Raw genomic sequence first — 22,381 nt, forward strand, 5'->3', positions numbered from 1 at the left:
CAAATCTAATCTTGAATACACCGTACGTTAAAACCATAATCTTTTTGGACCCGCCGCTGCCGGGTTTCATCACTCATGTTATAAATAGCCAGGTTCCAGGCTGATTCCGCCGGACCTGCAGTTTCATCCATTTCTGTTTCTGTCCCTGACCAATACACACCCACGTTCCCCACCTCCTCAAAGGATTCTTCTGTTGATCTGTAACCGCCTAATGCCAGTCCTAAATGTTCGCTTGATTTAAGTGCAGCCCCTGCATGTTCAATTCCACCAAGGTTATCAACCATCGTAGAGTTTTCCTGGTGAGTAGGTAAGCGCCAGCCATTGGGACAAGAATTAACTGCTGAATTCCAGTTGTACAACCTGCCAAATTCATCCGCATGTGCAGAGCTGTTTTCATAGCTCCAGCTACCATCGGATGCGAAATTCAGATTTTCTCCCATCCAGACCTGATTCCCATATTCGAAAAGTTGGTATGTTTTACCATCTCTTTCATCAGTAAAAGCAGTCATCTCATCATCCTTACTGCATGAGATGTTTATAACTGCCATAAAGAGAATAGAAAATACCAGTGTTGATTTAATCTTTTCCATAGAAACTGTGTTGAGTCAGCGCTCAATTGTCTTTTATTATGGATGGGCGGCGTGCCTTGTGGAAATGAAGTTCTAATGTGATTCATAGCCACGCGGCCCCTTTACTCATTAAAGGCTTTATCATTCTGCCCCCTGGGATCCGGGAAATCAAACATTTATCCGGAATAATCGGTTGACACGACAGCAGCCTTTGTTCTCTATAAAATCTACATGAGATTTGATAAAAAGCAAGTCCCGGGTATTTTCCCGCCTATTACATACACTAAAAAGCAGCCTCTCTATTTCACGGAAAATCCCCTGTCGATACCGAAGTAGTCGTAACGGGTGTTAAAGAGCAAAAAGCCTACGGCGATCACGTAGAGAAGGATATTGGCAACGGTGCCGTAACTCTGCTGAAGAAGCTGACCAAAGGTAAGGGATGCCAGCAAAATTCCCATCGTAAGCAGCGCCCAGCGGGTTTTCCAGCCGAGGACAAGGAGAACGCCAATAACCAGTTCAGTCAGTACAACCACAAACCCGAAGATGTAGACGAACGGACCGGGCAGAAAGGTGTCGGCAAAACCGTCTGCCATTCCGGAAGCAAATTCATTGATTTCGGGGAGCCGAACCAGGCTTCGTCCCAGCATATTAATACCGAGAACAAAACGGAGGATGGCAAATCCCATTCGGCGGTCAAGAGTTGTGGCAGAATCTGGTTGAGTAAGTTTCATAAAAGTTTAGAACTTTGGTTGGGTTGTTCTTTGTTGCCAGATAAACGTAGTAAATGTAATAAAAAAAAGATGTTAATTATCGTCACAAATCCCGAACCTCCAATAATCAGACTTCTAATTCTTCAATTTCAAAAAGGTTGGGAGTCTTTACATCCCAGCCGTACGTATTCGTGAGTATGGTTTTTAAAGCACGGCGAGCTTCCTGTTCACCGTGTACCAGGTAGACGGCCTGCGGTCTGTTTTTGAGCCCTGATACCCATTCTGTCAACTCCTGCTGATCAGCGTGGCCCGAGAGGCCCTGAAGCATTTCAATCTTCGCATTCACACGATGCATCTTTCCAAAAAATTTAATCTCTTTAGCTCCATCCAGAAGTTGTCGTCCCCGTGTTCCCTCTGCCTGGTAACCCGCAAGCAGCACTGTGGTCTCCTGTTTTTTGAGATAGACTTTCAGATAGCTGAGTACACGTCCGCCGGTTACCATACCGCTTCCGGCGATGATGATTTTCGGCTCCGGGTTTTCAATGATCTCCCAGGTTTCGCGGTAGGATTGTACCATATGAATCCTGCGGGAGATCTCCATGCAGGTATCTTCATCCAGTTTATGCCAGTCGTGATATTTTCTGAACACAGAATAGGCATCAATCCCCATCGGACTATCTAGTATAACGGGAAGTGAACCGGGAAGCTTTCCTTCTTTGTGTAGCCGCCATATCAGGTAAATCAACAGCTGGGCCCGCTCCACAGCAAAGCTTGGAATGATTAGTGTGCCGTTTTTTCGAACCGTTTCTTCAATGATACTCAGTAGTTTTTCAGAAACACTGTTTTCTGAATGGAGCCGATCACCGTAGGTGCTTTCCAAGACAAGAACATCTGCTTTGTCCGGTTTTTTGGGATCAAACAGCAGCGGGTCAGCAGATCTGCCCACATCACCCGAAAAAACAATTCGCTTACCTGATATCTCAAGCTCAATAAATGTGGCACCAATTATGTGGCCGCTATATTGAAACCTGATGTTGATTTGGTCATCAATTGTAATCCATTCACCTTCCGGTTTTGGCCGGAACAGGGGAAGTGTCTTCTCCACATCAAGAAGATTATACAGAGGTTTGGCCGGTTTGTGTTTTGTAAAGCCATCTTTGTTGGCCCGTTCAGCATCCTCCTCCTGAATTTTGGCGCTGTCGTGCAGGATGATTTCAGCAATGTTCAGCGTAGGCGCAGTAACCCAAACCGGTCCTCTGAAACCCATGTTTACCAGACGTGGAAGAAAGCCGATGTGATCTGCGTGCCCGTGTGTCAGCAGCACGATGTCGATGTCGGCAGCATTCACCGGAAGCTGCTGCCAGTTCAGCTCGCGAAGCTCTTTAATGCCCTGAAACATACCGCAGTCGATCAGGATTTTTTTGTTAGGCAGTTCAAGCAGGTATTTGGAACCGGTAACCGTTCCGGAAGCACCGAGGAAATGGATGTTTGCTGAAAAACTCATGAATTGTTGGAATGGGATTTGCAGATTGCCCGGGCTTCTTTTATGACCCGATTTGCCTTACGCTGGTCGATACCGATCTCTTTCAGTGCATTCTTGTTTTCATAAAGCTGTACTGTAAGTACAATCCCTTTTTCCGTTAGCTGTTCTTTATCAGTTTTGGTGAGCGTAGAGAGGCATGTGATCGGGTGCAGATTTAGCCGGCCAATAACATCCTTGAGTCCATTATCTTTTGGATAATCCCAACTTAAAAGATTTAACCCGATGCATTTTCCATAATCGAGGGCGTCTTGTGTGAACCGAGTGTTTGTGACCACATAACCTGTATGCTTTTTCCCGGCGTGACCCGGCTGCCGGGTCCAGTTATTTTTTACATCAAGAAATCTCGATTGTATATACAATGGAACTTGAACGTTACAGCTGTTCTCCTTCTTGTTGTGGAATTTGCACTCCACCATGTAGTAGTGATCGTCCTTTATAGCTATCACATCAATTTCGTGGGTAACACAATCGCCCTGAACTTTTACGCCCACTTCTGTTTTATACCCAATCCTGTTGAGTATTTCAGCCACAAAGCATTCAAAAGGGAAGCCGGTCGGGCCCAGTTCCAGGATGGCCTCTTTTAGTTTATAGCGGCCTGCTACGCGCTGTGATTCGGCTCTGAGTTGCCGGAATGCTTCACGGTAGATTTTCCGTGTACTGATACCTTCAAACAAATGATTACTTACCGATTTTGTGATCATATCAATCAGATCATCGGATGCACCGGCGCCTTTAAGAGATTTACGAAGTTTGGATTCATCAAACAGTTCCTGTTCGCCGGATGCTTTGGTTACATGAATTTGAGGCATAAACGAATGTGTTTGGTGAAGGATTATCCAAATAAAGAGAAATAATTAGTGTCAAGTCAATTTTGATTTGTCGGGTGAAGGAAATAGTCTCATCCGCTGACTTCACGTCATCGGCTGAGTGGATTGGGCAAAATATTACTCTGTCAGCTTATGTAATGGATAATGTAAGGGCCGGACAATTCACCGGATGAAGTGAATTCATCCGGTGAAGATTTGCGCCAAATATTCCCGTCGATACATCAATGACACGGCCTTAGTGAAATGACAACAATCGGCATATGGAACAACGGCTTCGCAATAAAAAAGAAACTACTTTCCGTAATTGGAATGATCCCTATCGTACAGTTCGCACAACTAACTCATCATCCAGTTCAACAACAGTCATACCAATGCCCACCGCCATTTCCTGATCGGGTTGAACATAGCGAAGATCGCGGACAATTACTTTCCATCCGTCATCTAACTGCTCCACCTCATAGGCCGGAAAACGCATCCAGTTGCGAAACCCGCGGACATCAGGTGAGTTCAGGGCCGCTTCCACAATTGAGTCAGGTGCCTCAATGGAAATCGGATCACCGATACGTTCAAAACTCTCCGGACGCAGCCAGTTCATTCTAAACCTGAAATAATGGGTATCCGAAGCCGCAACTCCTGTCCGGAGAAGGGCGCGTGCCGGAAGCGGGTTTGCCATCACCTGTTTGATGTCTGCCCCGTCTTCGTTTAGCTGGGCACGGGCGTGTGAGGCGGTCATTTTCGACCCGGCAATCATGAAAGCAATGTAAAACAACAATAGCGCCAGAAGCGTAAATGCAATGGGCTGTGTGGCTCCCCGATGCCGGCCCGACCAGCGGAGAATGATAATTGCGGAGAGGCCAATCAGCCAGATCCCTTTCAGGAAAAATGGAACCACTTCAGCTGTGGTAATCAGGGCCGTAACAGCCGTGCCAAGCAGAATCCATCCGCTGATGCCAAACCACGATTCTGATCTCGCCAGAACCACACCTGCACCCGCAAGCAGCCAGAACCACGGGTCAATGATAAAGAGGGTATCACCGTAGAACCATGTACCACTGAAAGGCATGAGCAGGCGTACGCCATACGTGTTTAGCAAATCCAGAAGCGGGTGACTCCAAACGCCGAGAAATGCAATACCCAGAAGCTTTAAAGGGCGCATTTGCGGACCTTCTCGCATGCGGTTTTTTCGTCGCATTCGCATTCCGATTAAGCGATCAATACCAATCATGATACCGGTCAATAGAAAGGGCCAGATCATCAGGGCCAGGATTCCGTGGGTCCATCCCCTGCGAAACCACAGAGCATAATCTTCACTGACAAACATCGCTAAGGCATCGATATCAGGAATGTTCGCCCCAATAATTAATGTGGCCGTTGCAAGCGCAGTTTTTCGCTTGAGTCCGGCTTCGGCCATCGTAGCACCAAAAAGTGTATGCGCAAGTGGGTCCATGAATGCAGATATTGACGATGTTGATTAAATGAATATCAGGAAAATAGAGAGTAGCATCTGATTGCCTGTATAACCTTATTATAAAGAACAGACGGATGATACCAATAGAAGTCGGTTTTAAAAAAATTAGAACTGTATTCAGCTCAGGAGAGAATCAAATATCTGTGTTATCCATGTCGATTTGTGTAAGTTCGGGTTATTATTTCGCAGGCATGTAACTCAAGCTCCATTTTTAATCTGCTAAGACCTAATTCACCACCAAAAAACGGCACATGAGCCAACCGTTTCCAAAAAAAGAAACACCACTTTTCAAAGAGCTGATGATATGGCTGCTGATCGCCACCGGTCTTGCGCTGATCAACTGGTTTTTTTACCAACAGCCTTATCCTGAAGAGCCGGGCAGCAGCCTCAACCTTCTGATCGTTCATCTTGCCTACAGCTATTTTGTCTTTTTACATATTCTTGTCCTGATAGCCGTTTTCCGAATGTTGTTTTGGAAGCGCATCAAATCAGCAAACCGAATCATACAGGAAGCAACCGGCCTTGTTTTCGCATTCATTGGATTTTCGTTAGGCTTGTTTAATATGCAGTGGTTCGCGGATTATGCACATAGCTTACTGTTTCCCGATCAAAGCATCCAGTTTACTGTTTCCGACTCTTTGATCTATTGGCTGGGAACTTTTGTCGCCATCGGGATTATTGGCATTTTCGCAGTCTCATATTACACAATGCGTTTAAACCTGAAAGAGAGTTACCGAATACACCTCGAGCGGGAGCGGCTGCGCGGAGAGCTGGAAACTGCCCGTGAAATGCAGATGGGAATCATGCCATCAATAGCACCTATCATTTCCGGAATTGACATCGCAGGGATCTGCCTGCCGGCCACTGAGGTTGGCGGTGATTACTTCGACTATTTTCCTGAAAACGGAAGTCATCACGAACTCGGCTTCACTGTAGCGGATGTAAGCGGAAAGGGGATGAAAGCGGCTATGACGGCGGTCATGGTCAGCGGGATGCTGCATGCCGAGGCGGCACGGGGACTTAAGTCGGACGAAATGCTCACCCGGATTAATGTGCCTCTCTACAAAAAAAGCGATCGCAGAATGTTTACAGCCCTTCTCTTCGGGATTCTGAATATGAAGAAAATGCAGTTCACCTTCACAAATGCCGGTCAATTACCCCCGCTTCTTTTGCGTGACGGTACAATCACTGAACTGAAAGCGGAGGGTCCCCGCCTGCCGGTTGGGATTACGAGTCAGGTAAATTACACCAGCGAATCCATTCAGTTGAAGCCGGGAGACCGTCTCTTGATTTACACCGACGGCATTAACGAAGCGATGAACCAACACCGGGAGCAATTTGGCGATCCCCGTCTTCGTGATACCTTTTCTGAAACAGAAGAGATTAAATCTGCTGAAGAAGCGATAGCATTCATCCGTTCAAAGGTTAATCAATTTGCCGGCAGTGAACCTCAGCATGATGATTTAACCATGGTGTATATACAAATTTCAGAGGGCTGAAGATTGATTTATGCAGAGCAAGTAACTAAAAACACAGTCAGGTTTTAGATTTAATCTACATGTCACGCATCATCTGCATGCAATTCATTTGCTTTCCCATCACAGGGGATTGTTCCATCATTACACGCATCTGTTCGCGGTCAAATTCTTCGTTTTCCATCATGGCCAGCATTTGCTGCATATGAGTTTTCATCTGTTCTCTTTGTTCCGGATCATTCATCATCGTCTCCACCCGGTCGAGCATCATGTCGTGATTCTCGTTCATCATGGATGAGTGCATTTGGTTCATAAACTCGTGACGCATTTCTGTATCTTCCGCCATTTGCCTCATCATCTCCTGCCGGTGTTCACGATTCTGCATCATTTGAGTCGTCATTGCCTGACGCTGCTCCGGATTATTCATCATCTGACCCACTTGTTGATTATCCATCATGTGGTCGCGTTCTTCATCCTGCGAGTGATTACACTGTGCAAGAATAAAAGGGAGGCTCAGTAGTAGCATAAACAGCACTGTCTTTTTCATAGTATTTCTCCTGTTATTGATTGATGTAATGGTATAATAAATTCATTAAAGTCCACTTCGCGCAGACTGTGTAAAAGAATAGTGAAAAGACTTTTTCACATGAACAGAATTTTCAGATGTTATTAATCACTTTTTTAAGCAGGTCGCGAACCTGAGTCGCAATCTCTGTCAATTCCTTATTGTCAACGGCCTGCATGGAGGCGCTGGGATCAACCGCAGAAACTTCAACCGTACCATCATCATGCTCTTCCACGATAACGTTGCACGGCAGCATTGCTCCGATTTTGTCCTCTTTTTGCAGCGCCTGATAGGCCATGCCGGGATTACACGCTCCGAGAATTCTGTACTTTTTAAAATCGACATCCAGTTTTTTCTTCAGAGTTTCTTTTACGTCGATTTCAGTCAGAATTCCGAACCCTTCTTTTTTCAGTTCAGCAGTTGCTTTTTCGATCGCTTCATCGAAAGTACCTTGATAAATGGTTGAAATGTAGTAATTCATAATTTCGTTTTTTTACTTGGTTATACCCGTTATAATTAAGAATTGAACACGGGTTGAGAATCTATTGCGGGTACTGCGCAGCTAATAAAGGTGCCCTTTCTTTTGAAAAGATGAGGAACACATTTACTTTAAAATATTACACATATCACTGATTCGGCCTGATTCAGTTTATTCTAATAATATTTCTCACCCTACAGATCCGGTCGGCACAGGCCGTGCTCCGGACGAGGAGGTTGTTCAATCCCCCATCTTCAACAGCCGTGCGTTAATCGCCACTATCACCGTACTGGCCGACATCAGTACCGCTCCAACGGCCGGACTCAGAATTACGCCCCAGGTGTACAACACACCGGCAGCCAGCGGAATCGCTATCACGTTGTAGCCGGTTGCCCAGGCGAGGTTCTGCACCATCTTGCTGTAAGTGGCTTTGGAGAGCTTGATCAGGTTCACCACATCTTCCGGATTGTTTTTTACCAACACTACATCACCGGTTTCGACGGCTACATCCGATCCCGCGCCGATGGCGATTCCAATATCAGCCTGTGCCAGTGCGGGGGCGTCATTTACGCCGTCGCCAGTCATTGCAACCAGTTTGCCCTGGCCCTGCACCTCTTTCACTTTGTCGGCCTTTTCATCGGGCAGCACTTCGGCAAACACCTGATCGATATCCAGTTCTTTGGCTACATATTCGGCGGTCTGCTGATTGTCGCCTGTCAGCATCACCACCTCGAGTCCCATCTCGTGAAGTTTCTTGATGGCGTTTCTGGAGGTTTCACGAATTTTATCTCCCAGTGCAATCGCACCGCATAGTTCATCATCAACCACCACAAACACCACGGTTTTTCCCTGAGAGGAGATATCCTCTACTTGCTCTTTCGGATAGTCGAAGTCGTTTTCGCGTACAAATCCGGGGCTAACCACCTTCACCGCTTTGCCATCCACTTTTCCTTCGATTCCTTTCCCGGTAATGGAGTTGAATTCATCCGGCTCCTGAACGCCTTCTCCTGCTTTCTCCAGAATGCCTTTCGCGATCGGGTGCTCGGAGTTGGTTTCGAGTGAGGCAGCGTACTTCAAGATTTCATCATCACTAAACTTATCGTTAAAGTTCAGAATATCGGTTACGGTGAACGTTCCTTCGGTGAGGGTTCCGGTCTTATCAAAAATAACCGCCTGCAGTTTGCGGGCCTGCTCAAAGGCCACGCGGTTGCGGATCAAAAAGCCATTGGTTGCAGCCAGGCTGGTGGAGACCGACACCACGAGTGGAATAGCCAGCCCGAGGGCGTGTGGACAGGCGATGATCATCACCGTTACCGTCCGGTTCATGGTGAAGCTGAGATCCTGCCCGGTGAACAGAGACCAGGCCATAAACGTAAGGGCACCGGCTGTCAGGGCAACGATCGTGAGCCAGAATGCGGCGCGGTTGGCCAGATCCTGGGTTTTCGATTTGCTATCCTGCGCCTGACGGACAAGATTCATCACCTGTGAGAGGAAGGAGTCATCCCCGGTCTTATTGATCTCGATCGTGAGTGATCCCTCGCCATTCACCGCCCCGCCGATCACTTCATCATCTGTGGATTTGGACACCGGTTTCGATTCACCGGTCAGCATCGCCTCGTTTACGCTTGATTCGCCTTTGACGACCACCCCATCAGCCGGAATTTTCTCCCCCGGTTTGATGAGCACTTTGTCCCCTTTTTGAAGGTCTTCAAGCGGAACTTCTTCCGTTGAGCCGTCCTCATTAACCCTGTGCGCCTTGCCGGGCAGCAGTTCAGCCAATTTTTCCAATGCGGCGGAGGCGCTCATCACCGAACGCATCTCCACCCAGTGGCCCAGCAGCATAATGCCGACCAGTGTGGAGAGCTCCCAGTAGAGCAGGTGTCCGTCGAACCCGAACACCACAGCCGTGCTGTATACATAAGCAACGGTAATGGCCAGGGCGATCAGTGTCATCATGCCCGGCTGCTTCTTTTTCAGCTCATCAATCAGCCCGGAGAGAAACGGCCATCCGCCAAAGAAATAGACAACGGAGGAGAGGGCGGCAAGGATCCAGGTGTCGCCGGTGAAGCGCCACTCCACATTCAGGAACTCCTGGATCATTGGCGAAAGCGCAAGAATAGGGATCGTCAGCCCGAGCACCCACCAGAACCGCCATTTAAAATCTTCTACCATCATTTTGTGATGTTCATGATGGGAGTGGCCGGAGTGCTCCTCATGATTGTGATGTTCGTCGTGGCTGTGGTCGTGATGATTGTGATTTTCCATGGCTCAATCCTCTGATTTTCAGGTTATGCCTTAACTTAATGGAATACATCAACTTTGGCGTTATCGCATCTATCGCTTTTTGTGTAGAATTTTTGGATCCCCGAAGAATCAATTGACATTATCAATCAAAAAGAATTACTCACATACATCACGCAAAATGAAAAGAAAACAGATTTACATGTCAGTCTGAACGTTATAAAAAAACTCACCGGATGAATTCGCTTCATCCGGTGAGTTGCCCTGACTTTACATTATCCAGTGCATAATCTTATAGAACCTGAGTTCGATTCTTAAATATGACGGATATTATAAATTCAGTCCAACAAGGGCGTCATCTCGCACTTGATGCGTGATCTGCTGTCCTTAACAAAGGCAGGAGATGCCGGATCTAAGTCCGGCATGACATAATTGTTGACGAATTAGTTTAACTAACGCCCTTGTTGGACTGATTTTGCCATTTTTTAATCGAACTCAGGTTATAGAATAATTTCTTACCCCTATCAACTCATCCAATGACGCGAAGTCAGCGGATGAGGGTATTTCATTAACCCGACAAATCAAAATTGACTTGACACTGGATTTTCCCATTCAGACAATTCTCTATACAAAAACAATTACCATTAAAGCATAACTGATCATCGCCAGAACTCCGGCCAGGATGGCAAGGGGAAACTGGGTGGTGACGTGATCCATCAGGTCGCAGCCGGTGGCCAGGGAGCTGAGGATGGTGGTATCGGAAATGGGCGAGCACTGATCCCCAAAAACAGCGCCACCAATTGTGGCTGAGAAGCAGAGTGTAAGGAAAAACGGATCGGGAACCACGGCCCAGGCCAGCGGAACAGCTACGGGAAAGACCACGGCGTACGTCCCCCAGGAAGTCCCGGTGGAGAATGCTATAATCATACATAAAACCATCAAAATACCTGGCAGCGCCATCGGAGCTACCACATCACCTACAAGATCTACCACGTAAGCGGCCGTCCCCACCGCATCGGCTACCTCTTTCAGCGATACGGCAAGAGCCAGTATAATCGCCCCGATGGTAACTCCTTTACAGCCGTCAATAAACCCGTCGATCGCCTCCTGGAGCCTCATTCCCTTGGCTATGGCAATTCCCAGCCCTGCAAGAACGGCAAGAACAAATGCTTCAGCGATTAGCAGTGTGGGGCTATCTGTCTGTCCAAGAATAACATAGGTATAAACATACGGGATGATGGCTACGCCAAGCAGCGTGCCGATCGGCCCGAAGAAATCGATGAGCCCGGGATTGTAGTCTTTTGGCACTTTGTTCTGTGTCAGCTCGTCGGCTGCCATCGGTGTCGCGCCATCGCGGTCGAGCTTACCGGTCTCGCGGGAACGTTTCATGGCTGCCCGCATTTTTTTGCCCGGCACCCAGGGAAGCCATTCCCACGCAAAAAAGAGCGTGATGAGAATGGCGAAGATCGCGTAAAAATTGAACAGGATGGCGGAAATGAAAAAAGCAACGCCATCAAGTTGCGTTTCAAAAAGCGGCAGTGTGCCGATCACCAGCCCGCCCACATAAAAAGGCCATACGTTAAACGGGATAATCGTAGCAGCCGGTGACGCCGTGGAGTCAACCATGTAGGCCAGCTCTTCGTGAGAAACATTGTGTTTGTCTGCAACCGGGCGAACGGTAGCGCCGGTCAGCACGGTACTGATGGTGCCGCCCTGGTGAAAGATTAGCCCCATCATCCAGGTAAAAAATTTCGCTGATTTCGGTCCGCTTACAATCAGGTTACTGGCCCATGCTGCAAACTTCTCAGCACCACCTGTTCGGGTCCATATCCCGATCAACCCGCCGAGTGCCCAGAGGTAGACCAGCAAAATCATCGCAAAACTTTCGGTTCCGATCGAGGGGATCAAAAAAGCTTCTACCACATTAACGTTGCCGGCAATCACTCCGCCCAGACAAATCCCGATAAAGAGTGCACTCACCACCTCTCGCGTCCAGAATGCAAGCACAATGGCCACCAGCGGAGGCATGATACTCCAGATGCCGTAGTGATCATCCCGCTGGGGAAAATCTCCGGCAAAGTAGATTCCCGCAATCACGAGAGCTAAAAATCCGCCAAAGTAAATTTTTCTGCGGGTTTTGGGATCACCGAAAGTTCTGGAGATGTAGCCGGACTGTTCGTTCATGTAAACCGATGTCTTATAATTTGATTTCGTGGAAGATACGAGTTGTGGCAATTAATCAAAGTACGGACGTGAAGTGGATCGGGCAGAGAATAATTTTTAAAAATATCGCCCGATCCAATCCGCGGGGAGATTTACATCGTATGAATGAGCAGAGTCTAATTTAACCGCAAAAAATTCAAACGACGTATGTCATTACAAAATAAACTCAAACTACCCTGCCTGTTTTTCATCGCAATGATCGTATCCTGTTCTGATACTACCAGCTCATCAGAATCTTCTGAACCCGTTCGCGAAACAACCATCACAATGGAAAATATGGGCGCATCGGCTTTTGTTTTTATTGGGATTGACGGGTCCGGTGCAAATGCAAATCTACAGAAAGAAAACGCTGAAATTGAACTTCGTGTGGGGGATCGGTTTACATTTGAAAATATGGCTGATGCATCCAGGCATCCTCTCGATTTCAGAAATAATGATGACGAAAAACTATTCGGTCAAAGCAATTCTTCAGGACTTTTTGATGATATCGACGAGATTGACCTTGAAATGAATGGAAATGCCATCACATTTACACTATCGCCGGATCTTGCTTCAGTACTGAATGATTATATCTGCTCCTTTCACCCCGGAATGCGCGGTAATATACGTATGAACAATTAATCAGCATATCCTCTTGATGAACAATTCAGATCCCGTCATCAATTAAAAATAAAAAATAAAAAATCCAATCCGATCTGGAAATCACTTCGTACCTCTTTCTGACGGCCGGTTATCAAACCACTTTCACCGGTTCAAAATTTCTATCAATCACTAACTAAATCTGGTAATTATGTTAACCATTCAAAAATTATTTTCAACCCCTACTCTTCTGCTGGCGATTGCTGCCACCGTTCTGTTTACAGCCTGCAGCGACGATTCGCCCGTAGCACCCGATGATGGTGAGCTCCGAACTGAAACCTACACCTACGCTTTCAATGAAGGCCAGGCGCTGGGTGATAACGAAACGGCTTACAGAGGTGAACATGTCAGAAATCTCTCCGCAGAACTTATCATTGAAGAAAGAGAAGACGGTAACGCAAATGTTACTGTCAGATTGAGCAATACCGCAGATGGCGAAACCTATCCTGTTCATGCCCACGATTCTGCAGATCCCAACACAACGCCTAACGGAACTCCGTACGATGAAACGCCAAATGGCGATGTGTTTGCCGGCGGAATTGACGGCAATGGCGGCACGGCAAGCTCTACTAATGAAACCTCAATCTCTTATGACGAGCTGATCAATAGCTACGACGGCTTTTTAGTAGTTCACGACCCGCTGCAGGATTTAAGCACCGTAGATCTGACCACCTACCTTGTGCTTGGAGTGTTTGGTCAAAGTCTCAGTGCAGGAGATTCCAGCCTCCGTTCGGAGTCATTCACATATGGATTCAATGAAGGCCAGCTGCTTGACAATCCCGATACTGCGTATGATGGCGATGGGGACGGAGATCACGCCAGAAATCTTACCGCAGAGCTGATGATCGAAGAGCGCGGGGATGGAAATGCGAACGTTACAGTTTCGCTTATGAATACAATCGACGGCACAGACTACGCTGTACATGCTCACGACATGGCTGATCCGTCCGAAACTCCAAACGGAACTCCGTATAACGAATTACCAAATGGTGATGTATTTGCCGGAATGATTAGCGGAAATGGCGGCACGGCAACCTTGACAAATGAGACTGAGATGAGCTATTCCGATCTGCTTGAAGAGTACGAAGCTTTTCTTGTCGTTCACGATCCGACTCAGGAATTGAGCACTGTAGATCTGACCACTTACCTCGTGCTTGGAATATTTGCCGAATCCCTCGATGAAGCGGAACCCAACCTGAGATCTGCAACCTTTATGTACGACTTCAACGAAGGTCAGCTTTTGGATGATTCGGATACTGCCTATGAAGGTGATCATCAGCGAAACCTGGCTGCAACAATCGAGCTGAATGAGCAGATTGACGGAACCACGGAGTTCATGGTAACACTCACTAATACCGTTGATGGCGAAACCTACGCTGTTCACAGTCATGATGCAGCCGATCCGAACGAAACACCAAACGGAACCCCCTACGACGAAACGCCAAACGGTGATGTATTTGCCGGCGGAGTTGAAGGAACCGGCGGAGAAGCAATGGGAAGCAACATGTCACCCATGTCCTTCAATCAGCTTACCCGGGAGTACGACGGATTTTTTGTAGTCCATGATCCGCTTCAGGAAATAAGCACGGTTGATTTAACAACCTATCTCATACTTGGAGTAACTGCCCGGTAACACACAATATCCATACCCTCAGTGATTACAGAAAGCCGCGTTTGACCACGCGGCTTTTTTTGTGTCTATGTCATTTCTGCAGATAACCCTCCATTCGCGGATCGGCGATCCGCAGTACGTAGCCCGGATCGCTGATCCGGGAAGGCAATGTATCTGGCACAACCACAATTTCATCCATCAAAGCCAGCAGCAATAATACCGGGGCGGATTTATGTTACGGGTTCGAATTTGAGTTTTCGTAGCGGATCGGCGGTCCGCAGTACGTAACCCGGATCGCTGATCCAGGAGGGCGATGCATCTGGCAAAACCACAATCCCAACCATCAAATCCGGCAGCAATCATACCGGGGCGGATTTATGTTTCGAGTTCTGTTTTTGGGTTTACGTGGCGGATCGGCGATCCGCAGTACGTTACCCGGATCGCTGATCCGGGAGGGCGATGCATCTGGCACAACCACAATTCCAACCGTCAAAGCCGGCAACAATGATACCAGGTCGGATTTATGTCACGAGTTCGAGTTTGAGTTTACGTGGCGGATCGGCGATCCGCGGTACGTGGCCTCAACGTAAAAGAATTTCCAGAAGCGGAACGACCAGTGTGCTTCTGAGCTGATGTCAAAACCACTCCCCGTAAGCAACGTTTTCAATTCAGACAGCGACCGGGTATTGATGTTTTCCGGCGAAAGCAGGGAAATAATCTTGTTTGGCAGATGGAACCACCCTTCCCGGTTCCAATCGAGGATTTTTACTGTGCCTTCAGGCTTTAGGACGGTTCGCATCGATTCTGTTACAAGGTGCTGATCTGTATAATAATGAAAGGAATTCAGGCAGGTGATGTGATCAAAACGGTTCTTTTCAAAGGGTAATTTTTCAGCCGGGTGACTGGTAAATGCAACATGGTTAAACTTCTTCAGCCTTTTTTTTGCAATCTGCAGCATTCCATCTGACGGATCATTCAGAGTAATTTTCACATCTGGAAATTTCAGGAGTATTTGTTCTGCAAGTATTCCTGTTCCGCCACTTATGTCCAGAATATGATCACCCGGACTAAAATTCAGCCGATCCATAAATTTATCATGCGTATGCTTCAGGTAGGCAGAATAGCCTTTATCATATTTTTTTGATAACCGATCATAATGACCTACCGTTTTTTGAATGTTTTTATCTGATGAGTCAGCCATCACCTCTCAATTTACAATTATCGAATAAAAGAACTTCCGCTTCCTTTGGCGTCCGTAATCGAAAATTTCAGTGTAAAGAGTGTGCCTTCACTGCTTGATGAGTACGTTTTTTTACCTTTAAGTTGTTCGGTAAGCAGGTCAATCAGCTGAAGCCCCATCGAGCCGCCATCGATTCGATCAAAGTTTTCCGGAAGTCCGATACCATCGTCCTCTATCTGTAAAGTCACATTATCGCCGTTTTTTTGGAGTATAATCGTAATTTTACCGGTTTTACGGCCTTTATACCCATGTTTTAAAATATTTGTGATAATTTCATTCACAATCAGCGAACACGGTAATCCCTGGTTAATACTCAGTTCCACCTCTTCCAGTTGAAATATCAGTGAGATATCCACATCAAACTGCATGGTATTTACAATACTGTTTACCAGCCGCTCTAATCCTTCGGCAAACCTTAGCCGGGAAAAACTGTTCGATTTGTAGAGCTGTTCATGAATTGCGGCGATCGATTTGATCCGCATCACATTACTCATGAGCTGATTATTCAGTTCCGGGTCACTGCTGTTCATCGCCTGGATTTCCATCAGGCTTGAGACAACTGCCAGGTTATTTTTCACCCTGTGATGAACTTCCGCCAGTAGAGTTTCTTTCTCTTTGAGTGAGTCAAGAATATTTTTCTCCTGTATTTTCTGTTCGCTGATGTCTCTTCCAATAAATACCCAGTGTGTATATTTTCCATCCCGATCCTGTACCGGTACACTGGATGAGAACAGCCAGAACGGGTCCCCATTTTTTCTATAGTTTATAATTTCGATATCTGATGTTTCATACCGTCTCATTGACTCCCGAAGCTCCTCAATTTTTAGCTGATCCGTCTTCGGGCCATTCAAAAATCCGAGTGTGCTGCCCACAACTTCATCCTCAGGATAGCCGGTCATTTCTGTAAACGCCTGGTTAACATACAATACTTTGCGGCCGGGCAGATCATTGGGCTCCGCTTCCGTAATCACAACAGACTCATTGGTGTTGGTAATCACCGATTCCATCAGTTTAAGCTGTTCCTGTTCTTTCACTCTGCTAGTTACATCCTGCATCGCGCCGATCATCCGCTGCGGTTCGCCTTCATCATCTTTAATCAGAAATGCACGGTCGTAGATATGTTTAAAACTTCCATCAGCCGTGCGAAACCGGTATTCCATCTGGAATCTGTTTTTTCGATAGGCGATGGCGCTGCGCAGCTGCTGACTGACGTGAATTAAATCATCCGGATGAATTTTATCCCGCCACCAGGAGGCCATATTGCTTACTTCGGCCATATCATACCCGAACATCGAATGGATATTATCATTGTAGATCATCTGATCACCTGAAAGCTCAAAATCCCAGATGGTATCACTGGTTGCACGTGATACAATTTCATAGCGGTCGACCGTATTTTTGAGCTTTTCGTTTGCCGAGAGCATACTCTCTTCAAAGTATTTACGGTCGGATATATCTACCATCATTACGGTGTTCAAAATATCACCGCTGTTATCCTGGAAAACGACAGATGAAAATTCGCAGGGAATACGCGTACCGTTTTTATGGATACCATACAACTCCCCTTTCGTACGGCCCTTAGCATCTCTCTCTTCAAGCTTATCTTTCAGCCCCGGACTTTTCGGATCGATAAACCCCTGCCGGCCAATTTCCCGAAATTCATCAACCGTATATCCAAACAGAGTACACGCCATTGGATTTGCCTCCAGTATGGTACCATCCGGACGTGAAACGAAAAATGCTACCAGTGAATTTTCAAAGATCGAACGATATTTTTCCCGCTCTGCAAGTTTTGCCAGCTCTTCTCGCTTTCGATCGGTTATATCGATCATAATTCCGCGCAATTTCGACGGTTTACCGTCTTCGTGAATCACGGTCACTACATCTTTCAGCCAAACATATTCCCCTGAGGCTGACCTCATCCTGTATTCAAAATCGTGGTTTCTCCCCTCCTTGGACTCGCTTTTACAATACGACACCACATGATCCACTTCATTGGGATGAATATGATTTTGCCAGAACTCCGGATCTGCAAGCCACTCTTCGGGCGAATAACCAAGAATTTCTTTTGATTGCGGGCTCACATAGCTGAAGAGAAAGGTTTCGGCATCTGCTTCCCAAGAAATTCCGTCCAGGGTTTGAATAAGCGATTGATACAGCTCTTCCGTCTGGTTAAGCCTCTGTTTTATCGCAACTTGTTCGGTGATTTCCCTGAAATTGTCCACAATCCCGTTAATATCGGGATCGTGCAGCATATTGGTGATGGTTCCGGTAAACCAGCGCCAGCTGCCATCTTTGTGTTTCATTCGGGCGGGAGTTACCTCAATCGGTTTGCCGGGATGCTCCATACATAGTTGCAGTTCCTCACCAACGTGCTGCATGTCATCTGGATGAATCGAATTCATCATATCGAGGCCGAGCGCCTCCTTCTGCGTGTACCCGAGAATTTTTTCTACTGTGGGGGAAACGTAGCTGGGTTTTCCTTCCGGCGAAAGAATAAAGAGCACATCGTTTCCGCGTTCCACAAGAGCACGAAACCGGGCTTCATTTTTTCGCATATCCTGCTGGGTCTGTCCGGATATCTCCCGAACGGTTTGCAGAATAAATTCTACGTTGTTTTCTTCATCAAAAATCGGTGTATGATGTGGATGATAATAGTTCTTTTGGAAGGTCCCGCTCTCTTTATCAAAAAGATCGTAGCGCTGTATCGATACTGAATTAGGCTCACCGGTCCGGATTACCTCATCCAGAAGTTTTTTGAGATTTTCTGCACTGTTATATTCATCATCAGCCGGATTATCCGGGAAGATGTCAAAGTGACGGTGCCCGATCAATTCTTCGCGGCTTTTGCCTGAAAGTTGGATAAACGCCTCGTTCGCATCCGCTATTTCAAAATCCGGACTGTTCGCACGGATAAGAACTGCCGGCTGGGGCAACGATTGAAATATTGAGAGATAAGGATTTTCTTTTCCCATATTCGATTTCTGAGAGCTCCTTTAGACTTTCATATTTTTAATAACCAGATTGGAAAACGATCACATATCGTCCGTCATTTCCCCAATAACGCGTAATTTCGCTTCAACTACAACGTATGTCCTTATGTTCTCAGGTATCCTTAGTTACCCCGACTTACTTGTTCACACAGACACCTGAAAATTATGTACCTTTAATGGCTGATATTTATCACCTTATCGGCACACACTCCCATCTCATTAACAATTATACATGCAGATCTTACAACCCCGGAGATAATTTCGATATCTTTATGTTTACCTTTCTTCGATCCTAATTTTAACATTTAAGAGAACACCTGATGTCATCCTGGACCCTGAAATCCACACCGCCGCACGACTGGTTTATCTGCCTCGATATCGATCCCTATTTTGATCACGAGCATGAGCCGGTGAAGATTTTTGAAGAGGGATTTACCCGCCCGCTGCCGCTGAAAGAGCGTGATGTGGTAGTGACCATCTTTTTTAACGGTGATCCTGAAAACCCGGAGTTCCATATTGAATCGCCGGAAGATCTGTCGAAAGAGGAGGTTTCACAGGCAAACGAAACGCTGGCCCGAATTTTAGGCACCGGTCTGGATCTGCGTCCGCTTTATGAAAAGGCTGAAAATGACCCTGTACTCGGACCAAAACTGACGGAGTATTACGGATTGAAACGGATGTCGCGCGGAACACTGCTGGAAGATATTATCTACCGCATTGTGCAGATGCAGCTCTCTCACAAACCCACAGCCAAAAAGATGGCGTTTAAAATGCGCGAAGCGTACGGCACACACCTGACCCACAACGACAAAACCCTTCCCGCCTGGCCGCGCCCGTTTCAGCTGGCCAAAGCCGATCCCGCACAGATTCGTAAAATGGGTCCTACGCTGCGAAAAGGCGAATACCTTGTGGGCCTTGCACAGGATATTCTCGCCGGCGAAGTGAGTATGGAGTGGCTTGATAAAGAGGCGAGCCCACAGGAGTTTTTCGATACCATCTCGAAAGTCAGAGGCGTGGGCCCCACCTCAGCCCAGGACCTGATGCTCTTCCGCGAACGGACCGATGCCGTGTTTCCGAGCAACATCAAAAAAGGCGAAGAGAAAGGCCTTCGCAAATGGATCATCATGAGCTACGGCGGTGATCCGGCTAATACATCAGAAAAACAGTTCCGGGAGATGATTTCAACCTGGAAAGGTTACGAAGCTGCCGCTATTGAATTTCTATTTGTGGATTATATGATTGGGCGGAAGAAGAGGAGTAGTTAAACAGATGAATAGATGAACAGATGAACAGATGAATGTCGAACTGTTGAAATTTATGAAACAGATTCTACTTTCTCGGTTCGTTAGTTTTTTCCCTGCGGGATTTTTCTGTGGACCTGAATAAATAACCATTCACTTCCACTCAACAATTCAACTTCGCACGTAGTGCGAAACTCAACAGCATGCGCAGCATGCCCCCTCAACAGTTTAACCCAAAACAGTTCCTTGCTCGGAAATTCATCGGATGAAAAAGACAATCATCCGATGAAGACACAAAAAAAACCCCGCCCTGCTTTCACAGAACGGGGTTTTTTGATTTCATTCGGCTGATGCCAAATGGGTCAGTTTAAGCGGTGATTTACATCATTCCGCCCATGCCTCCCATTCCGCCCATGCCGCCGGGCATTCCACCGCCGGGCATGCCGCCACCGTTGTCGTCATCATCATTCTTTGATGGTTTCTCAACAACAACTGCTTCGGTTGTCAGCATGAGGCTGGCAACAGATGCCGCATTTTCAAGTGCGGAGCGTGTAACTTTGGTTGGGTCGATTACGCCTGCTTTAATCAGGTCTTCGTAGACACCGGTTCTGGCGTTGTAGCCAAATCCATCTTTGCCTTCGAGTACTTTCTGTACTACAATCGATCCTTCAACGCCGGCATTGTTAGAGAGTGCGCGAAGCGGTGCTTCGAGTGCACGTTTCACAATGTCGAAGCCTACTTTCTCATCTGCAATATCAGACTTCAGCTTGTCGAACACTTTCAGTGTTCTGAGGTAAGCCACGCCGCCGCCGGGAACAATTCCCTCTTCAACAGCAGCACGTGTTGCGTTCAATGCATCTTCCACACGGGCTTTCTTCTCTTTCATTTCTACTTCAGAAGCAGCGCCAATATAGAGCACGGCAACACCGCCACTCAGTTTAGCAAGACGCTCCTGCAGTTTTTCACGATCATAATCAGAATCGGTATTCTCAATTTGAGATTTGATCTGGTTGATGCGTGCTTTGATATCATCATTCTTGCCTTTACCGCCAACAATAGTAGAATCATCTTTTGTGATGTTCAGTCTGTCAGCCTGGCCAAGGAAATCAAGCGTTGCGTTTTCAAGCTTGTAGCCACGCTCTTCGCTGATTACGGTACCGCCTGTCAGAATTGCGATATCTTCGAGCATCGCTTTTCTGCGGTCGCCAAAGCCGGGAGCTTTAACTGCAGCTACTTTCAGTGATCCGCGCAGTTTGTTCACTACGAGAGTTGCCAGCGCTTCGCCTTCAATATCTTCTGCGATAATGAGGAGAGGCTTGCCGGTTTGAATCACTTTCTCAAGAATAGGAAGCAGATCCTTCATGTTCGTGATCTTCTTGTCGAAAATCAGGATGTATGGATCTTCCATTTCGGTCGTCATCGTTTCGCTGTTTGTCACGAAGTACGGTGACAGGTAACCGCGATCGAACTGCATACCTTCTACAGTTTCGAGATAGGTTTCGGTTCCTTTGGCTTCTTCAACGGTAATCACACCATCTTTACCCACTTTTTCCATCGCTTGTGCAATGAAAGAACCGATCTCTTCGTCGCCATTGGCGGAAATCGTTCCAACCTGCTTGATGCTGTCGAGGCTGTCGCCTACAGGCTTGCTGAGGTTCTGAAGCTCTTTCACAACTTCAACAACTGCCTTGTCAATGCCTCTTTTGAGGTCCATTGGATTGGCACCGGCAGTCACGTTTTTCAGGCCGGTCTGGATGATAGACTGCGCAAGTACGGTTGCTGTAGTTGTTCCGTCACCAGCATTATCGTTGGTTTTGGAAGCCACTTCACGCACCATCTGTGCGCCCATATTTTCTACTCTGTCGGAGAGTTCAATCTCCTTGGCTACTGTAACACCATCTTTGGTTACGGTTGGCGCACCAAAAGACTTCTCAATAACAACATTACGTCCGCGTGGGCCTAATGTAACTTTTACTGCGTTTGCAAGCTTATCAACGCCGCGCTTCAGCGCGTCGCGTGCATCCGCATCATAATGAACTAATTTACTCATATCTTTAACTGATTTAGTTAGTGTTTAAAATTGTGTCGTTCAGAATCTTGATATTTTTTGTTACGAGACAATTCCGAGGATGTCGGATTCTCTCATAATCAGGTACTCTTCACCTTCCAGTGTTACTTCGGTTCCTGAATACTTTCCGTAAAGGATCTCATCTCCTTCTTTTACGGTGATGTCAACTTTGGTGCCATTTTCAACTTTTCCGGGTCCCGCAGCAACTACAGTTCCTCTTTGTGGTTTCTCTTTTGCTGTATCGGGAATAATGATTCCGGAACTGGTTTTTTCTTCAGCTTCTATCGGGCGTACAAGCACGCGATCGCTTAAAGGTTTAATATTCGCCATTGGTATGACTCCTTATGATTTGAGTTAATGGTTATTTATAAAGTCTTGCGCGCATTTAATTCAAAAAGCGCTTGCTTAGGTAAGTCATTTCGCAACATCCGTACCAAACTGATTGTTTGTGGCAAAGAGGCGATCAAAATCTCTTTATGGCAAAATAGA

General features: G+C 46.7%; 18 protein-coding genes. 4 read left to right on the plus strand and 14 right to left on the minus strand.

Annotation, left to right across the window (positions count from 1 at the left end):
• Window positions 1–5: 5 nt before the first annotated feature.
• The 5 genes from DYD21_RS03470 to DYD21_RS03490 form a co-directional block, all read right to left on the minus strand.
• Window positions 6–590, minus strand: a complete 585-nt coding sequence (locus DYD21_RS03470) for an FISUMP domain-containing protein (RefSeq protein WP_116032414.1) — start codon at window positions 588–590, stop codon at window positions 6–8.
• Window positions 591–868: 278 nt separating this feature from the next.
• Complete coding sequence (locus tag DYD21_RS03475; protein ID WP_116032417.1) at window positions 869–1,300, minus strand: MauE/DoxX family redox-associated membrane protein; 432 nt, start codon at window positions 1,298–1,300, stop codon at window positions 869–871.
• A 106-nt stretch (window positions 1,301–1,406) separates the two neighbouring features.
• Window positions 1,407–2,783 (minus strand): MBL fold metallo-hydrolase RNA specificity domain-containing protein, encoded by a 1,377-nt coding sequence (locus DYD21_RS03480; RefSeq protein WP_116032420.1) that lies wholly within the window; start codon window positions 2,781–2,783, stop codon window positions 1,407–1,409.
• Window positions 2,780–3,631 (minus strand): restriction endonuclease, encoded by an 852-nt coding sequence (locus DYD21_RS03485; RefSeq protein WP_116032424.1) that lies wholly within the window; start codon window positions 3,629–3,631, stop codon window positions 2,780–2,782. Before DYD21_RS03485 ends, DYD21_RS03480 begins: the two co-directional genes overlap by 4 nt.
• A gap of 334 nt (window positions 3,632–3,965) precedes the next feature.
• Entirely contained in the window at window positions 3,966–5,096 is a 1,131-nt protein-coding gene (locus DYD21_RS03490) for a metal-dependent hydrolase (RefSeq protein ID WP_116032429.1), read from the minus strand.
• A gap of 272 nt (window positions 5,097–5,368) precedes the next feature.
• On the opposite strand from DYD21_RS03490, the gene DYD21_RS03495 reads away from it, so the two are divergent.
• Entirely contained in the window at window positions 5,369–6,616 is a 1,248-nt protein-coding gene (locus tag DYD21_RS03495; RefSeq protein ID WP_116032433.1) for a PP2C family protein-serine/threonine phosphatase, read from the plus strand.
• Between the two features lie 55 nt (window positions 6,617–6,671).
• Here the strand turns inward: DYD21_RS03495 and DYD21_RS03500 are convergent, their stop codons facing one another.
• From DYD21_RS03500 to DYD21_RS03515, 4 genes are all read right to left on the minus strand, one after another.
• A complete protein-coding gene (locus DYD21_RS03500) occupies window positions 6,672–7,139 on the minus strand; it encodes a hypothetical protein (protein WP_116032437.1) in 468 nt (155 codons plus the stop codon).
• Window positions 7,140–7,251: 112 nt separating this feature from the next.
• Window positions 7,252–7,638: a DUF302 domain-containing protein gene (locus DYD21_RS03505; RefSeq protein ID WP_116032439.1), complete on the minus strand. Its 387-nt coding sequence runs from the start codon at window positions 7,636–7,638 to the stop codon at window positions 7,252–7,254.
• Window positions 7,639–7,875: 237 nt separating this feature from the next.
• Window positions 7,876–9,900, minus strand: coding sequence for a heavy metal translocating P-type ATPase (locus DYD21_RS03510; RefSeq protein ID WP_116032442.1), 2,025 nt, complete (start codon window positions 9,898–9,900; stop codon window positions 7,876–7,878).
• Between the two features lie 600 nt (window positions 9,901–10,500).
• Entirely contained in the window at window positions 10,501–12,060 is a 1,560-nt protein-coding gene (locus DYD21_RS03515; RefSeq protein ID WP_116032445.1) for a Na+/H+ antiporter NhaC family protein, read from the minus strand.
• 186 nt (window positions 12,061–12,246) lie between these two features.
• On the opposite strand from DYD21_RS03515, the gene DYD21_RS03520 reads away from it, so the two are divergent.
• Window positions 12,247–12,720: a hypothetical protein gene (locus DYD21_RS03520; protein ID WP_147303483.1), complete on the plus strand. Its 474-nt coding sequence runs from the start codon at window positions 12,247–12,249 to the stop codon at window positions 12,718–12,720.
• Window positions 12,721–12,889: 169 nt separating this feature from the next.
• Window positions 12,890–14,371 carry a hypothetical protein gene (locus tag DYD21_RS03525; protein ID WP_116032453.1) on the plus strand — a complete coding sequence of 494 codons (1,482 nt, stop codon included), beginning with the start codon at window positions 12,890–12,892 and terminating at the stop codon, window positions 14,369–14,371.
• Between the two features lie 70 nt (window positions 14,372–14,441).
• Here the strand turns inward: DYD21_RS03525 and DYD21_RS21360 are convergent, their stop codons facing one another.
• From DYD21_RS21360 to DYD21_RS03535, 3 genes are all read right to left on the minus strand, one after another.
• Window positions 14,442–14,564, minus strand: coding sequence for a hypothetical protein (locus DYD21_RS21360; RefSeq protein ID WP_255415896.1), 123 nt, complete (start codon window positions 14,562–14,564; stop codon window positions 14,442–14,444).
• 312 nt (window positions 14,565–14,876) lie between these two features.
• Window positions 14,877–15,551 carry a class I SAM-dependent methyltransferase gene (locus DYD21_RS03530; protein ID WP_116032457.1) on the minus strand — a complete coding sequence of 225 codons (675 nt, stop codon included), beginning with the start codon at window positions 15,549–15,551 and terminating at the stop codon, window positions 14,877–14,879.
• A gap of 17 nt (window positions 15,552–15,568) precedes the next feature.
• Window positions 15,569–18,565 carry a PAS domain S-box protein gene (locus DYD21_RS03535; protein ID WP_116032461.1) on the minus strand — a complete coding sequence of 999 codons (2,997 nt, stop codon included), beginning with the start codon at window positions 18,563–18,565 and terminating at the stop codon, window positions 15,569–15,571.
• 338 nt (window positions 18,566–18,903) lie between these two features.
• Between DYD21_RS03535 and DYD21_RS03540 the strand changes: the two genes are divergently transcribed.
• Window positions 18,904–19,848, plus strand: coding sequence for a DNA-3-methyladenine glycosylase (locus DYD21_RS03540; RefSeq protein ID WP_116032465.1), 945 nt, complete (start codon window positions 18,904–18,906; stop codon window positions 19,846–19,848).
• Between the two features lie 355 nt (window positions 19,849–20,203).
• Here DYD21_RS03540 and groL read toward each other — a convergent pair whose 3' ends face one another.
• Together groL and groES are read right to left on the minus strand one after the other, a co-directional pair.
• The gene (groL, locus tag DYD21_RS03545) at window positions 20,204–21,874 is read right to left on the minus strand and encodes a chaperonin GroEL (protein ID WP_116032470.1); all 1,671 of its coding nucleotides are present in this window, start codon (window positions 21,872–21,874) and stop codon (window positions 20,204–20,206) included.
• A gap of 60 nt (window positions 21,875–21,934) precedes the next feature.
• Window positions 21,935–22,222: a co-chaperone GroES gene (groES, locus tag DYD21_RS03550; RefSeq protein WP_116032473.1), complete on the minus strand. Its 288-nt coding sequence runs from the start codon at window positions 22,220–22,222 to the stop codon at window positions 21,935–21,937.
• Window positions 22,223–22,381 lie beyond the last annotated feature (159 nt).

The sequence above is a fragment of the Rhodohalobacter sp. SW132 genome, from assembly GCF_003390325.1.
Taxonomy (GTDB): Bacteria; Bacteroidota; Rhodothermia; order Balneolales; family Balneolaceae; genus SW132.

What these genes read in the sequence shown, in the direction of transcription:
- DYD21_RS03485 (WP_116032424.1), bottom strand. Translation starts at nt 3,631, where the DNA reads ATGCCTCAAATTCATGTAACCAAAGCATCCGGCGAACAGGAACTGTTT.
- groL (WP_116032470.1), bottom strand. Translation starts at nt 21,874, where the DNA reads ATGAGTAAATTAGTTCATTATGATGCGGATGCACGCGACGCGCTGAAG.
- DYD21_RS03535 (WP_116032461.1), bottom strand. Translation starts at nt 18,565, where the DNA reads ATGGGAAAAGAAAATCCTTATCTCTCAATATTTCAATCGTTGCCCCAG.
- DYD21_RS03475 (WP_116032417.1), bottom strand. Translation starts at nt 1,300, where the DNA reads ATGAAACTTACTCAACCAGATTCTGCCACAACTCTTGACCGCCGAATG.
- DYD21_RS03480 (WP_116032420.1), bottom strand. Translation starts at nt 2,783, where the DNA reads ATGAGTTTTTCAGCAAACATCCATTTCCTCGGTGCTTCCGGAACGGTT.
- DYD21_RS03540 (WP_116032465.1), top strand. Translation starts at nt 18,904, where the DNA reads ATGTCATCCTGGACCCTGAAATCCACACCGCCGCACGACTGGTTTATC.
- DYD21_RS03495 (WP_116032433.1), top strand. Translation starts at nt 5,369, where the DNA reads ATGAGCCAACCGTTTCCAAAAAAAGAAACACCACTTTTCAAAGAGCTG.
- groES (WP_116032473.1), bottom strand. Translation starts at nt 22,222, where the DNA reads ATGGCGAATATTAAACCTTTAAGCGATCGCGTGCTTGTACGCCCGATA.
- DYD21_RS03520 (WP_147303483.1), top strand. Translation starts at nt 12,247, where the DNA reads ATGTCATTACAAAATAAACTCAAACTACCCTGCCTGTTTTTCATCGCA.
- DYD21_RS03490 (WP_116032429.1), bottom strand. Translation starts at nt 5,096, where the DNA reads ATGGACCCACTTGCGCATACACTTTTTGGTGCTACGATGGCCGAAGCC.
- DYD21_RS03500 (WP_116032437.1), bottom strand. Translation starts at nt 7,139, where the DNA reads ATGAAAAAGACAGTGCTGTTTATGCTACTACTGAGCCTCCCTTTTATT.
- DYD21_RS03510 (WP_116032442.1), bottom strand. Translation starts at nt 9,900, where the DNA reads ATGGAAAATCACAATCATCACGACCACAGCCACGACGAACATCACAAT.
- DYD21_RS03530 (WP_116032457.1), bottom strand. Translation starts at nt 15,551, where the DNA reads ATGGCTGACTCATCAGATAAAAACATTCAAAAAACGGTAGGTCATTAT.
- DYD21_RS03525 (WP_116032453.1), top strand. Translation starts at nt 12,890, where the DNA reads ATGTTAACCATTCAAAAATTATTTTCAACCCCTACTCTTCTGCTGGCG.
- DYD21_RS03505 (WP_116032439.1), bottom strand. Translation starts at nt 7,638, where the DNA reads ATGAATTACTACATTTCAACCATTTATCAAGGTACTTTCGATGAAGCG.
- DYD21_RS03515 (WP_116032445.1), bottom strand. Translation starts at nt 12,060, where the DNA reads ATGAACGAACAGTCCGGCTACATCTCCAGAACTTTCGGTGATCCCAAA.
- DYD21_RS03470 (WP_116032414.1), bottom strand. Translation starts at nt 590, where the DNA reads ATGGAAAAGATTAAATCAACACTGGTATTTTCTATTCTCTTTATGGCA.